The following is a 13,641-nucleotide window of genomic DNA, read 5'->3' as shown; positions in this document are numbered from 1 at the left end:
GGGAGTTCGAGTGTCAGGCGGTGTCGCTGGCCGGTGGGAGTGGGCCGGAGTGCCGCCTGCCGGACGGCTGCCCACGGGGCACAATCATAGCCGCAAACAGACCGGCAGTTCACATCGATCCATGAAGCATAAATATACGCAGTGCGAAGCGCGCGCGGCGATCCCGACCGATGTCAAATCATGTCCATTAATGCGGACGCGCGTTCGATTTGACACCCGCTTGCGTGACGTGCGGCGCGCGAATGCAAGGTTTGCGTGATTTATCGCCTGAGCGTGCCATAATCGGCAAACTTGACGACCGATCGAGGCGCCAAATTGAAAGGAACTGAACTGGATCTATATGCAACGGAAGAGCCGGGCCACACTTTGGCTTTCAATCTTTTCGATGGCACGTGGGTGTCCGATGTGCCGGGCTATGGTTTAGGTATGGCGCCCCATTTCGACGATGGGCGTCTTCACTGGTTCGAGACGATGTGCGGCGGCTTTTCCGGAAAAAGCGTGCTCGAACTCGGCCCGATGGAAGGCGGCCATACGTTCATGATGGCCAAAGCCGGCGCTTCACGTGTCCTTGCAATCGAGGCGAATTCGAAGTCCTTTCTGAAATGCCTGCTCGTGCAGAATGCATTGAAGTTCAATGCCGAATTCATGTATGGCGATTTCAGAGAATTGCTGAAAAAGCGCGATCAGCGATTCGATCTGATTCTTGCGAGCGGCGTGCTCTATCACATGACCGATCCGGTATCACTACTGGAAGATATGGCGTATGCGTCGGACTCGATCTGCATCTGGACGCACTATTACGACGCCGAAGTCGTGCGCACGAATACGAACTTGCGGACGCACTTCGATCCGACGCCGACCATCTCGGAGTTTCGCGGACGCGAAGTCCATCTGCACCGACACAGTTATCTCGACAGCATCAACAACGCAAAATTCATCGGCGGGAGTGCTCCGCAAGTCAACTGGATGACCCGCGAAAGCCTGATGGCGGTCCTCGACGCGCTGGGTATGACCGTGGTCGTCGGCATGGACGATCGCGATCGACATCCGGCCGGCCCGTCGATTCTGCTTTATGCCGCTCACATTCCGCATTTCGACGAGGCGCAATATCTTCAGCGCAACCCCGACGTAGCAGAAGCCGTTGCGCAAAAGCACATCAGCTCTGGCGCGGAACACTACATCCGTTATGGCCGTACGGAAGGGCGCTCGTTCGGGTGACCGACACCGCACCGCCAGCGTCCTGTTCAAGCCAGGTACCCTGAAACGCTAACCCGGAAAGTTTCCCGATACAACATGAATACTCTCGAGACTCAGCGTTTTTTCGATAAGCCCGTCGTCGCGGACGTTCCGATCGACACTCAGACCCAGGTCTTCAAATTCGAAAAATTTCCCGCAGCAGGCCCGGTTCCCTGGCTCGATCGACCGGATGCGCTGGAGCGGGTCGCCGAGTTGTTGTCCCAAGGTGTAATCAGCGAGCAGGAAGCCGAATGGTGCCGGAAATGGGTCAGCGACGGCTATCTGATCATTGAAGGCTTCTTCGGGCACGAACAGCTCGATGCGACGTGGCAAGCCTACGAAGACGCGATCGCCGACGGCACGCTGCGGCCGCCGCACGAGCCGCTTTTCGAAGGCGATACGCTGCCGGGGCGCACGCTGAATCCGCATTTCAGCGTGCCCGCGATTCGCGACATGCTGTTCGATGCGCGCATGAACGAGATCGTGGGCTTGCTGCTGGGCGCGAAATCGGCGCCGTTCCAGACGATCGGCGGTCACAAGAGCAGCGAGCAACTCGAGCATTCCGATTCGATTCACATGTCGACCTATCCGAACGGGTATCTGGTCGCGAACTGGATCGCCTTCGAGGATATTCATCCGGATTCGGGACCGCTCGTTTATCACCCCGGCACGCACAAGCTGCCGTATCTGATGTCGACCGAATTGGGCATGCCGTTCGGTTGCGGTTATTCCGCTTATCACGACATCTACGAACCCGCGATTCAGAAGCTCATCGCTGACCATTCGGCGGGCCCGAAGTACTTCTATCCGAAGAAGGGCGATGTGCTGTTGTGGCATGCGAACCTGCTGCACGGAGGCAGCAAGATGCGCGATCCGGAGCACGTGAGCCGCAAGGCGCTGGTTTGCCATTTCTTCGCGGACGGCTGTCTGTGCTATCACGACCTGACCGGCATGCCGTCGAGCCTGACGCCAATCGTCGACTTCGACGGCGAGGCGTATCTCGACGCCAATCCGGACGTCGCGGCGAGCGGCGGCAATGCGTTGCAGCATTACATCTACTACGGTCGATTCGAAGGGCGTCCGTTGAGCAGCGCCGAATCGTTTCAGCGCAAGGCGCGGCTTGCCCAACTGCCCGAGGGTTTCGATCCGAAGCTTTACCTCGAAGCGAATCCCGACGTCGCCGCGGCAGGCGTCGACCCCGTCGATCACTTCGTCGAGTTCGGCCGCGCGGAAGGCCGGCCCCTGCACCCCTGAGTCATGCGTGGCGCCGAAGCAGGCGAGGGCGGCCTGCTTCGTTCGAGCGTGCCGGCCCCGGCGCGGGCCGCCCCATCGCCTCCCACCACGCCGCCGCCAGTGCCCGCCGCCTTTCTGCACGCCCCCCGATCTTGCTCTAAACTAGCGGCCGCCCAATCCACGCTCCGATGCTCCCCGTCACGAGCAACAATCGATGCCCCCAGCCTCCACCGATCCCGCCGATTCCCCGCATTTCAGCCTGCCGAAACACCCGCCGTTCCAGCGTTTCTGGTGCACCCGCATCCTGTCGTCGCTGTCGTTCCAGATGCTCGCCGTCGCGATGGGCTGGCATGTCTACGCGCTCACGCATAGCGCGTTCGCACTTGGCCTCGTCGGTCTCGCGCAGTTCCTGCCGATGTTCCTGCTGACGCTCGTCGTCGGTCATGTCGCCGATCGTTACGATCGCCGCCGCATCGCCGCCGTCTGTCAGAGCCTCGAAAGCGTCGCTGCATTGCTGTTCGCGATCGGCACCTTCAGCGGCTGGATCAGCGCGCCGGTGATCTACGTGCTGGCTGCCTGCGTGGGCGCGTCGCGCGCGTTCGAATCGCCGGCCGTGTCGTCGCTGCTGCCGGCCGTCGTGCCGCGCGGCTATCTGCCGAAAGCGACCGCATGGTCCACGTCTGCCAATCAGACCGCGCAGATCGCCGGGCCGGCGCTCGGTGGTCTGCTGTACGGCATCGGCCCCGGTGCCGCTTATCTCGCGTGCACGCTGTCGTTCGCGGCCGCGGCGGCGTCGGTGTGGAGCATTCCGCTGCAAGTGAAGCCGGCGAGTCGCGCGCCCGTCACGCTCGAATCGATCTTTTCGGGCATCGCGTTCATTCGCCGCGAGCCGGTGATCCTCGGCGCGCTGTCGCTCGATCTGTTCGCGGTGCTGTTCGGCGGCGCGACCGCGTTGCTGCCGATCTTCGCGCGCGACGTGCTGCACGCGGGCCCGATCGGTCTTGGCCTGCTGCGCTCGGGCACGGCGATCGGCGCGCTCGCGGGCACGATCTGGCTCGCGCATTTTCCATTGCGGAACCGGCCCGGCGCAGCGATGTTCGGCGGCGTGATCGCGTTCGGCATCGCGACGATCGTGTTCGGGCTGTCGCATCAGTTCCTCGTGTCGCTGCTCGCGCTGATGGTGCTCGGTGCGTCCGACACGATCAGCGTGGTGGTGCGGCTGTCGCTCGTGCAACTGCGCACGCCCGATGAAATGCTCGGCCGCGTCAGCGCGGTCAATTCGCTGTTCATCGGGACGTCGAATCAATTGGGCGAGTTCGAATCGGGCCTGACTGCCGGATGGTGGGGCGCGCAGCCGGCCGTGCTGGTCGGCGGTGTCGCGACGATCGCGATCGCGCTGTTGTGGATGCGGTTCTTTCCCGAACTACGGCACACCCGCACGCTCGAGCGAGAAGAAGAAGCGCTCGCGGCGAGCGCCTGATCGATTGCCGGGCCTTGGGCGCCATCGCCCGATCAATAAACGACGCGGAGACGATACCGATGAGCCGATCCGAACTGCACCCTGCCGCGCCGGTCGCGGCGACGATCTATCGCGGCGAGTCCGTCGAGAACACGCATCTGGCGCATGTCGCGGTCGTCGATGCGGACGGCCGTCTGCTGTATTCGTTCGGCGACGCTGCGCGCATCACGCTCGCGCGTTCCGCGGCGAAGCCGGCCCAGGCGCTCGCGGTGCTCGAAACCGGCGCGCTCGAGCGTTGCGGTTTCGACGAAGCCGATCTCGCGCTGATGTGCGCATCGCACAGCAGCGAGCCGCGTCATATCGAACGCACGCACGCGATGCTCGCGAAAGCGCAGGCGAGCGAGGCCGATCTGCGTTGCGGCGGTCATCCGCCGTTGTCGGATGCGGTGTATGTCGACTGGATCCGGCGCGGCTTTACGCCCACCGGCGTGTGCAGCAACTGTTCGGGCAAGCATGCGGGCATGCTGGCCGGCGCGCGGTCGATCGGGGCGGCGCTCGCCGGCTATGAACTGCCCGCGCATCCGTTGCAGGTGCGCGTGAAGCAGACGGTCGCGAGCGTGTGCGACCTGCCGGACGACGGCGTGCAATGGGCGATCGACGGCTGCAATCTGCCGACCCCGGCGTTTCCGCTCGACCGGCTCGCACGTCTGTTCGCGAAGCTCGCGGCGGCGCAGGATCAACACGAAGACGGAGCAGCCGCGACGCCGCCGCGCACGGCCGCGCTCGCGCGCATCTATCGCGCGATGACGTCGTACCCGGAACTGGTCGGCGGGGAAGGGCGCTTCTGCACGCTGCTGATGCGGGCGTTCGGTGGCGCGCTGGTCGGCAAGGTCGGCGCGGACGGCAGCTATGCGATCGGCGTGCGCGCGTCGCGGCAAACCGCGCGGCTGGGTGCGAAGGGCGCGCTAGGCATCGCGCTGAAGATCGAGGACGGCAATGCCGCCGCGCTCTACGCGGTCACTGCCGAGTTGCTCGCGGTGCTCGATATCGGCACGCCTGAACAGCGCGCGACGCTCGACGGCTTTCATGCGCCGAAGCGGCTCAACACGATGGGCGTCGAGATCGGCCGGATGGATTTCTCGATCGAGCTGGCCGCGCATCGTTGAGCGCGGCGATCCGCTTCACTGCTGGGCACGCGAGACCTCAAGCCGCCGTCGCTTTCGCCGGCGCGCAGCCCAGCGCTTGACGGATCGCATCGGCGAGCTCGCTCGCGGCGAACTTCGGGACATAGCCGTTCGCGCCCGCGTTCTTCACATGCGCCTCGTTCGCCGCGCCCGTCAGGGACGAGTGGATGAGCACCGGAATATCGCGCGTGCGTGCGTCCGCCTTGATCTGGCGCGTCAGCATGAAGCCGTCCATCTCCGGCATCTCCAGATCGGTCAATACGAGAGCGATGGTGTCTTTCGCGCGCACGCCTTTTTGCTGCGCTTCGCGTGCGACCTGCTGCAGCGTTTGCCACGCTTCCTCGCCGGTCTTCGTCATGATGTAGTCGGCGCCGATCGCGGTGAGCGCCTGCTCGATCAGCTTGCGCGCGAAGCCGGAGTCGTCGGCGGCAAGGATCTTCGCGCCGCGGCGGATGCCGAGCGCTTCACCTACCGAGGCCGGATCGACGCTCGGATGCTGCGACGGGAACACGTCGCGCAACACCTGCTCGACGTCGATCACCTGAGCGAGCCGCGAATCGCCGGTATTGCCGTCGATGCGCGCGATGCTCGTGACGAGCTTGCCGCCCGCCGAGCCATCGGCCGACAGCACCTGGTTCCATTCGAGCCGCACGATCTCGTCGACTTCCTCGACCGCGAAGGCCTGCGTCGAACGCGCGAATTCGGTGACCAGCAGGATGTTCAGGCCGCGCGTCGGCTCGCAGCCCATCAGCCGCGGCAGGTCGATCACGGGGATGATCTGCCCGCGAATGTCGACCGCGCCCATCACGTACGGCGACGATCCGGCGATCGGCGTGATGGTCGGCATCGTCGAGATTTCGCGCACCTTGAACACGTTGATCCCATACAGCTCGTGCGCGTCGCTGTCCGGCACGTGGCCGAGGCGGTATAGCAGCAGCTCGAATTTGTTGGAGCTAGTCAGGTTGCTGCGCTCGGTGTGGCGCTCGTGATTGGCACGGTGGTCGTCTGCCATCGGAATCGTTCTCCAGAGTTGCGGTGCTGAGCGGCGCTAAGCGGTGCCTGTCTCTGGTTATCGGCGTCGATGGCGAAAAATTCAGCACTGCGTCGCAGTGGCGAGCGGCGCGCGTGATTCACGCCAATAAGGCAAACGTGTGCGCATTCATATGAGGGTTACCTAAGGTTACAGAAGCGACAGCAGCGTTTCACCTGCCAGACGGCATGGCTTCTAGAATCGGCAGCGATGAAAGCGTGGCGCCCCGCTGGGCTCGCAAGCAGTCCACAGCGTTTTGCATCGCACGCTTTGTTCGCGGCGCACACGTGTCCTTCGTTTTGCTTTCAGATGCTTTCACCTCAAGGAGAACGTATGATCCGCCTGCCTTCCGTCCCTTCGGTCGCTTTGGCCCGCATCGCCGCCGCTGCCTGCTTCGGCGGTCTTCTGACGGCCGCCTCGGTGGCCAGCGCGCAGAGCGCCGCGCCCGCGGACGCAGTCCGCCTGCATGCGGCCGATCAGACATTCGTCGCGGACGGCACCAAAGCCGTCGCGACGCAGCGCGACGCCGCGCGTATCGCCACCGCGCGTTCGGCCGATCGCGACGTGAAGGCGTTCGCCGAGCGCGTGTCGGATGACGACGCGAAGATCACCGACGCATTGCGGGCGGCGAGTCCGCGCGGTGTCGACGTGCCGAAGAACGATCCCGACGAGGCCGTGCTCGCGAGCATCAACAATCTGCGCGGCGCCGACTTCGACAAGAGGTATATCGAGCAGGTCGCGCTCGCCGGTGAGCAGAAAGCGCTGTCCGCGTTCCAGGCGGAAATCGCCTCGGGTCGCGACGAGAAGTTGAAGACCGCGGCGAAAGAGGCGCTGCCGACGATCCAGCAGCACTACGCGATGGCGCAGGAACTCGCGAAGCGCAAGCATCTGTCCGTGGCCGCGCAATAAGCGGCGTCACGACGCGACGCGGCGGCGGTACTTCGAATACAGGCTTTTCAGCGATAATCGTGCGCTTTATCCGACGATTCTTCGCGCCTTCGATTCCAGGTACCGCATGAGCAAGCAAGCCAGTCTGCCGCAACAGTTGGACCATCTGCTTCGACAAGCCGTCGCGCTTCAACAGAACGGCGCGCTCGTCGAAGCAGAAGAGATGTATCGGGAGATTCTCGAACTGAAGCCGAAACACGGCGACGCGTTGCGCTGGCTCGGCGAACTCGCGCTGCAAACGGGCCGCTTGCAGGAAGGCGTCGATCTGCTGAAGAAGGCGCTCGCTGTGAACGCGAGACAGCCGGCCGTGCATTCGAATCTCGCCTATGCGCTGAACGCGTTGCAGCGTCATGACGAAGCGCTTGCGTGCGCCGAGCGGGCGCTCGTGATGCAGCCGAAATTCGCCGATGCATTGAACAATCGCGGCAACGCATTGGCGGCGCTGTACCGTCCGCTCGAGGCGCTCGCGAGCTACGAGCGCGCGCTTTCTATCGCGCCGGAGTTCGCGCCGGCCTGGAACAATCGTGCATGCGTGCTGCGCGATCTCGGCCGATATACCGATGCACTCGATAGCTGCGACCAGGCGCTCGCATTGCAGCCTAACTATCCGGATGCGTGGAGCAATCGCGGCAACGTGCTCGGCGATCTGAACCAGCCGCACGAAGCAGAGCCCTGCTACCAGCGCGCGCTGGAACTCTCGCCTGGTTTCGTCGATGCGTGGAATAACCTCGGTCTCGCGCAGATCGATCTGAATCAGCGCGAACAGGCGTTGTCGAGCTATCAGCGCGCGCTTGCGTTGAATCCGGCGTCGGTCGAAACGCATTGGAACCAGGCGCTGTGCCTGCTGCAAATGGGCCGCTTCGAGAGCGGCTGGCGCGAATACGAATGGCGTTGGGAGCGTAGCCGCATCAAGGCCGACCGGCGCGCGTTCGCGCAGCCGCTGTGGCTCGGCGATTTCGCGCTCGACGGCAAAACGATCCTGCTGCATGCGGAACAGGGCCTCGGCGACACGCTGCAATTCTGTCGCTATGCGACGCTGGTTGCGAAGCTTGGCGCGAAGGTCGTGCTCGAAGTGCCGGGTCCGTTGTTGCGGCTGCTGTCGACGCTCGATGGTGTCGATCAGTTGATCGAAGCTGGGCAGCCGTTGCCGCCGTTCGATTGTCATTGCCCGTTGCTGAGCTTGCCGCTTGCGTTCAGCACCAACGAAGCGAGCATTCCGGCAGCCACACCGTATCTTTTTGCGCAGCCAGCGGCCGTCGGCAAATGGCGCGAGCGTATCGAACCGCACGGCAACACCAATGCGGATGGCAACGCAATCAAACCGCTGAATGTCGGCCTCGTGTGGGCCGGCGAGAACCGCGCGCATGTCGCGGAACTGCGCAAGATCGATGCGCGTCGCTCGCTCGGGTTCGAGCAATTCGCGCCGCTCCTCGACGTGCCGAACGTGCGCTTCTTCAGCGTGCAGAAGGGCGCAGCCGCAGCGCAACTCGCCGAAAGCGCCTACCGTGAACGCGTCGCCGATTACACAGAGCTGCTGCACGATTTCGCCGATACCGCCGCGCTCGTCGCCAGTCTGGATCTGGTGATTTCGGTCGACACGTCCACCGCGCATCTGGCCGGCGCGCTCGACAAACCGGTCTGGATTCTGAACCGCTTCGACACATGCTGGCGCTGGCTGCTCGAACGCAGCGACACGCCGTGGTATCCGTCCGCGCGTCTATTCCGTCAACCGCAACTCGGCGCCTGGGACAGCGTGATTGACGCCGTGCGTGATGCATTGGCCGATCTGAGCGCGTCGCTTTCATGACGCCTTCTCGCCGACGCGCGTAGACTGAATCTCCGTTCATCGACGGCAATGTCACGGAGATTCTGCCAATGGAATACAGACATCTGGGTGCATCGGGGTTCAAGGTGCCGGTGTTGAGTTTCGGCACCGGTACCTTCGGCGGCAAGGGTGAATTCTTCCAGGCGTGGGGAGCGACCGACGTCGCCGAAGCGCGGCGTCTGATCGACATCTGCTTCGACGCGGGCGTCACGATGTTCGACACCGCCGACATCTATTCGAAGGGCGCGTCCGAGTCGGTGCTTGGCGAGGCGCTGAAAGGCAAGCGCGACAAGGCGATCCTGTCGACCAAGGCGACCTTCCGTTTCGACGGCGATCCGAACGGCGTCGGCTCGTCACGCTTCCATCTGATCAACGCGGTCGATGCGGCGCTCAAGCGTCTGCAAACCGATTACATCGACCTGTTCCAGTTGCACGGCTTCGACGCGAAAACGCCGATTCCCGAAGTGCTGTCCACGCTCGACGACCTCGTGCGCGCGGGCAAGATCCGCTACGTCGGCGTGTCGAATTTCTCCGGCTGGCATCTGATGAAGTCGCTCGATATCGCCGACCGCTACGGCTATCCGCGCTACGTCGCGAATCAGACCTACTACTCGCTGGTCGGCCGCGACTACGAGTGGGAGCTGATGCCACTCGGCGTCGACCAGGGCGTGGGTGCGGTGATATGGAGTCCGCTCGGCTGGGGGCGTTTGACCGGCAAGCTCAAGCGCGGCCAGCCGCTGCCCGAGACGAGCCGTCTGCACAAGACCGCCGAATCGGGCCCGCCGGTGCCGGAAGAGTATCTGTTCCGCGTGCTCGATGCGCTCGACGAAGTCGTCGCCGAAACCGACAAGACCGTGCCGCAGATCGCGCTGAACTGGCTGCTGCAGCGGCCGACCGTCGCGACGCTGCTGATCGGCGCGCGCAACGAGGAGCAACTGCGGCAGAACCTCAGCGCGGTCGGCTGGAATCTGACGGCCGACCAGGTCGCGAAGCTCGACGCGGCAAGCGCGGTGCGCCCCGCGTATCCGTACTGGCATCAGGAAGGTTTCGCGGAACGCAATCCGAAGGCGGTTTGAGCGGCGAATCGATCACGTTCCCGGCGCCGCAGCCGGCGCAATGCAGCGGTCCAGCGCGGCAGCACGCTGGACCAGCGCATCCCATCAAGCCAAACCGCCATTGGCCCGCAACGTCTGCCCATTGACCCAGCCCGCATCCGGGCCGACCAGAAACGCGACCACGCCCGCCACGTCTCCCGGCTCGCCGAGGCGTTGCAGCGGCGGCATCTTCGCGAAGGTTTCGATCTGCTCGTCGGTCTTGCCTTCGAGGAACAGCGCGGTCGCAATCGGTCCCGGCGCGACCGCATTCACGGTGATGTTGCGCCCGCGCAGCTCCTTCGCGAACACGCGCGTGAATGCTTCGACGGCCGCCTTGGTCGCCGTGTAGATGCCGTAGCCGGGCAGGTTCAGCGCGAGCACGCTGGTCGAGAAATTGACGATGCGTCCGCCGTCGTTCAGGCGCGCGGCCGCTTCGCGCAGCGTGTTGAAGGTGCCGCGCACGTTGATGTCGAAGGTCTGGTCGTACAGCGCGTCGGACGTGTCGGCGAGCGGCGTGGGCTTCATCACGCCCGCGTTGTTGACGAGCACGTCGACCTTGCCGAGTTCGCGTTCGGTGATCTCGAACATGCGACGCACGTCGCCGGGCTTCGATACGTCGGCTTGCACCGCGACCGCCTTGCCGCCGGCCTCGCGGATCGCGCCGACGAGCGCGTCGGCTTCGCCCGCGCTCGATGCGTAGTTGACGGCGACCGCGTAGCCGTCCTTCGCGAGCCGCTGTGCGATCGCCATGCCGATGCCGCGCGACGCGCCGGTGACGATGGCGACTTTGGGTTGTTGGTTCGTGCTCATGATTCGTTTCCTCACAGAAGGGGTGGTGGATCGGTGAGGTGAATGATGAAGACTTTCCGCGTCGAGATAATCCGGTTAGACTCGCGATCATCATTCCATTCGCTTTAATAATCCGCCGATATGGACCGTTTCGAGGAAATGCGGGTATTCGTGCGGATCGCCGAGCGCCAGAGCTTTACGCGCGCCGCCGACGATCTGCAAATCCCGCGCGCGACCGTCACCAACCTGATGAAGCGTCTCGAGCAGCGGCTCGGCGCGCGGCTGCTCGAACGCACCACGCGCACGGTGCGGCTCACGCCCGACGGCGACGCGCACTACCAGCGCTGCGTGCGCCTGATCGCCGACATGGAGGAGGCGGAGGGGGCGTTCTCCAATGTCGCGCCGAAGGGACTGTTACGGGTGAACGTGCAGGGCACGCTCGCACGGCACTTCGTGGTGCCGGCGCTGCCCGCGTTTCTCGCGCGGTTTCCAGACATCGAGCTGATGATCGGCGAGGACGACCGGCTCGTCGACCTCGTGCGCGAGGGCATCGATTGCGTGCTGCGCGCAGGCGTCCTGCAGGATTCGTCGATGGTCGGGCGGCGCGTCGCGCAACTGCAGCAGGTGACGGTCGCGAGTCCTGCGTATCTGGCCGCGTATGGCGAGCCGGCCAATCCCGGCGCGCTGTCGACGCATCGCGCGGTTAACTACGTGTCGAGCGCGACCGGCAAGCCGCTGCCGCTCGAATTCCGCGTCGACGGGCGAGATACCGCGCTCGTGCTGCCGTCGGCGGTGTCGGTCAGCGGCGCCGAACTGTATGCGGGCGCGGCGATCGCCGGACTCGGCATCGTGCAGGTGCCGCGCTACCGTGTCGCTGACGAACTGGCGGCCGGACGGTTGCGCGTCATTCTGGCGGACTATCCGCCGCCGCCGATACCGGTGTCGGTGCTGTATCCGCAGAACCGGCAGTTGTCGTCGCGGGTGCGGGTGTTCGCGCAGTGGCTGCGGGAGATTTTCGAGCCGGTGAGTTGAAGGAGCGCAAACGCAAGGTAATGCTTTGACGTGGTTAACACCTGTACATCTGCGTCTCGCATAGTGTCATTCTCAAGCGCGCAGAAAGCCACCCGTGAGCGAGGGTGGACGCACAGAACGACCGGGGGATCTGATGATGGAGCGTTTTCGTTCGCTGGGTGTGGCGACTGGCGCGGCGCAGTTCGCCAGCGCCGACATCCTCGGCCGGATCAGCACGGCGTCGCGCCGGCCAGGTGCCGCGCAGACCTTCGATCTGATTCTCGAACCGCGCCCGTGGCCCGGGCCCGCCGCGCCCGATACGACGGACGCGCGGTTCAAGATCCATATGCTCGACACGATGCGCGCGTTCGAAAAGCGCGGTGTGGACGCGATCGTGCTGCCGTGCTTCCTCAGCCACACTTTCATCGACGAACTCACGGCCAACGTCACCGTGCCGGTCGCCAACATCATGACCGCGCTGTCTGAGCACGTGCGGCGCATCTATCCGTCGGCGCGGCGCGACGGCGCCCGGCGCATTGGTGTGCTGACATCGGCGGCGATCCGCGCGAACGGCCTGTTCGAGCGCTACTTCGGAGCCGGCCAGTTCGACGTGTGCTATCCGCGCAACGACTCTGGTTTCGACTGCGTGACGAGCGCCGTCTTCGGCGACGAGGGCATCCGCGCTGGCCGCCTGCAAGGGCGGCCGGTCGAGTTGCTGCGCGCGGCGTGCGCCGACCTGGTCGCACAGGGCGTCGACGTGATCGTGCCGGGGCTCGCGGAAATCGGCCTCGTGCTGCGCGCGCTCGGGCCCATCGAGGTGCCGCTCGTCGATTCGAACCAGGTGTACGCGCGCTATGTCGCGGCGGCGCGGTACACACAGCCGCAGCGGGCGTTCCGCCTCGGCGTGGTCGGCGGCATCGGGCCGGCCGCGACCGTCGATTTCATGGCCAAGGTCGTGCGCAACACGCCGGCCGCGCGCGATCAGGACCATATCCGGATCATGGTCGAGCAGAATCCGCAGATCCCGGATCGCACCGCGGCGCTGTTCGGTCGCGGCGACGACCCGACGCTCGCGCTATACGCGGCCTGCAAGACACTCGAGGAGGGCGGCGCGGATCTGATCGCGATTCCGTGCAATACCGCGCATGCTTTCGTCGAGCGGCTTCAGCCGGCGCTGCGCGTGCCGATCGTCAATATGCTGACCTGTACCGCCGATTATCTGCGCGAGACCTTCCAGGGGCTGCGCGAAGTGGGCGTGCTGGCCACTTCGGGCACGCTCGCGAGCCGCGTCTACGAACAGGCGCTCGAAGCGCGCGGCCTCGTGCAGATCGCGCCGTCCGCGTCCGCGCAAGCGCGTCTGATGAACGCGATTTATGGGCCGCGCGGCGCGAAGGCTGGGCATACATCGGGCGAATGCTGCGACGACCTCGCGGCGGCCGTCGACGATCTGGTCGCGCGGGGCGTGCAGGTCATCGTGCTCGCGTGCACCGAGCTGCCGTTGCTGTTGCGTGAGCAAGCGCTCGCGTGTGCGGGCGGGCGGGTGGTGCGGCTCGTCGATCCGACCGACGTGCTGGCGAGGCGTTGCGTCGAGTATGCGCTTGGCGATAGTGCCGCGCGCGAGACCCTGGCGGGTCGCGCGGTGCTGGCGGTGACAGGGTGCGCGTCGCCGAAGGAAAGCGCGGTCGGCTAACGAGGTATTGTCGTCGCCGCGCAGTGATTCGCCGCATTCCCGCAGATCGAGGCGCAAGGATACGGAATTCGTGAGGGTGGGGAATCGTAAAATTCGTCAGTTCGTCTGGCCATTGGCGCTTCATCCTCGAAAAGCTGTCGCA

11 protein-coding genes are annotated in these 13,641 nt (G+C 64.7%); 9 read left to right on the top strand and 2 right to left on the bottom strand.

Annotated features, from left to right (window positions below; translation table 11 throughout):
* Positions 1-315 precede the first annotated feature (315 nt).
* The 4 genes from G5S42_RS23880 (at position 316) to G5S42_RS23865 (ending at position 5,094) form a co-directional block, all read left to right on the top strand.
* Positions 316-1,218: a class I SAM-dependent methyltransferase gene (locus G5S42_RS23880; RefSeq protein ID WP_176109031.1), complete on the top strand. Its 903-nt coding sequence runs from the start codon at positions 316-318 to the stop codon at positions 1,216-1,218.
* A gap of 75 nt (positions 1,219-1,293) precedes the next feature.
* On the top strand, positions 1,294-2,490 hold the full coding sequence (locus G5S42_RS23875; protein WP_176109030.1) for a phytanoyl-CoA dioxygenase family protein: 1,197 nt from the start codon (positions 1,294-1,296) through the stop codon (positions 2,488-2,490).
* Positions 2,491-2,683: 193 nt separating this feature from the next.
* Positions 2,684-3,949, top strand: coding sequence for an MFS transporter (locus G5S42_RS23870; RefSeq protein ID WP_176109029.1), 1,266 nt, complete (start codon positions 2,684-2,686; stop codon positions 3,947-3,949).
* Positions 3,950-4,008: 59 nt separating this feature from the next.
* Complete coding sequence (locus tag G5S42_RS23865) at positions 4,009-5,094, top strand: asparaginase (protein ID WP_176109028.1); 1,086 nt, start codon at positions 4,009-4,011, stop codon at positions 5,092-5,094.
* A gap of 37 nt (positions 5,095-5,131) precedes the next feature.
* On the opposite strand, the gene G5S42_RS23860 is transcribed toward G5S42_RS23865, so the two are convergent.
* Positions 5,132-6,124 (bottom strand): chemotaxis protein CheV, encoded by a 993-nt coding sequence (locus G5S42_RS23860; protein WP_176109027.1) that lies wholly within the window; start codon positions 6,122-6,124, stop codon positions 5,132-5,134.
* Between the two features lie 351 nt (positions 6,125-6,475).
* Here G5S42_RS23860 and G5S42_RS23855 point away from each other — a divergent pair, with 351 nt between their 5' ends.
* The 3 genes from G5S42_RS23855 to G5S42_RS23845 all read left to right on the top strand — a co-directional run bounded on the left by G5S42_RS23855 (position 6,476) and on the right by G5S42_RS23845 (position 9,991).
* Positions 6,476-7,051: a DUF4142 domain-containing protein gene (locus G5S42_RS23855; RefSeq protein WP_176109026.1), complete on the top strand. Its 576-nt coding sequence runs from the start codon at positions 6,476-6,478 to the stop codon at positions 7,049-7,051.
* A gap of 106 nt (positions 7,052-7,157) precedes the next feature.
* The gene (locus tag G5S42_RS23850; protein WP_176109025.1) at positions 7,158-8,897 is read left to right on the top strand and encodes a tetratricopeptide repeat protein; all 1,740 of its coding nucleotides are present in this window, start codon (positions 7,158-7,160) and stop codon (positions 8,895-8,897) included.
* A gap of 68 nt (positions 8,898-8,965) precedes the next feature.
* Positions 8,966-9,991, top strand: a complete 1,026-nt coding sequence (locus tag G5S42_RS23845) for an aldo/keto reductase (RefSeq protein WP_176109024.1) — start codon at positions 8,966-8,968, stop codon at positions 9,989-9,991.
* A gap of 84 nt (positions 9,992-10,075) precedes the next feature.
* Here G5S42_RS23845 and G5S42_RS23840 read toward each other — a convergent pair whose 3' ends face one another.
* Positions 10,076-10,819 carry an SDR family oxidoreductase gene (locus G5S42_RS23840; RefSeq protein ID WP_176109023.1) on the bottom strand — a complete coding sequence of 248 codons (744 nt, stop codon included), beginning with the start codon at positions 10,817-10,819 and terminating at the stop codon, positions 10,076-10,078.
* 120 nt (positions 10,820-10,939) lie between these two features.
* On the opposite strand from G5S42_RS23840, the gene G5S42_RS23835 reads away from it, so the two are divergent.
* Positions 10,940-11,830, top strand: coding sequence for a LysR family transcriptional regulator (locus G5S42_RS23835; protein ID WP_176109022.1), 891 nt, complete (start codon positions 10,940-10,942; stop codon positions 11,828-11,830).
* A 136-nt stretch (positions 11,831-11,966) separates the two neighbouring features.
* Positions 11,967-13,499 carry a cysteate racemase gene (gene cuyB, locus G5S42_RS23830; RefSeq protein ID WP_176110614.1) on the top strand — a complete coding sequence of 511 codons (1,533 nt, stop codon included), beginning with the start codon at positions 11,967-11,969 and terminating at the stop codon, positions 13,497-13,499.
* Positions 13,500-13,641 lie beyond the last annotated feature (142 nt).

Origin of the sequence: Paraburkholderia youngii, from assembly GCF_013366925.1 — a bacterium.
GTDB lineage: Bacteria > Pseudomonadota > Gammaproteobacteria > Burkholderiales > Burkholderiaceae > Paraburkholderia > Paraburkholderia youngii.
Note: the sequence above shows the minus strand (reverse complement) of the source record. Positions and strands in the feature narration are given on the sequence as shown.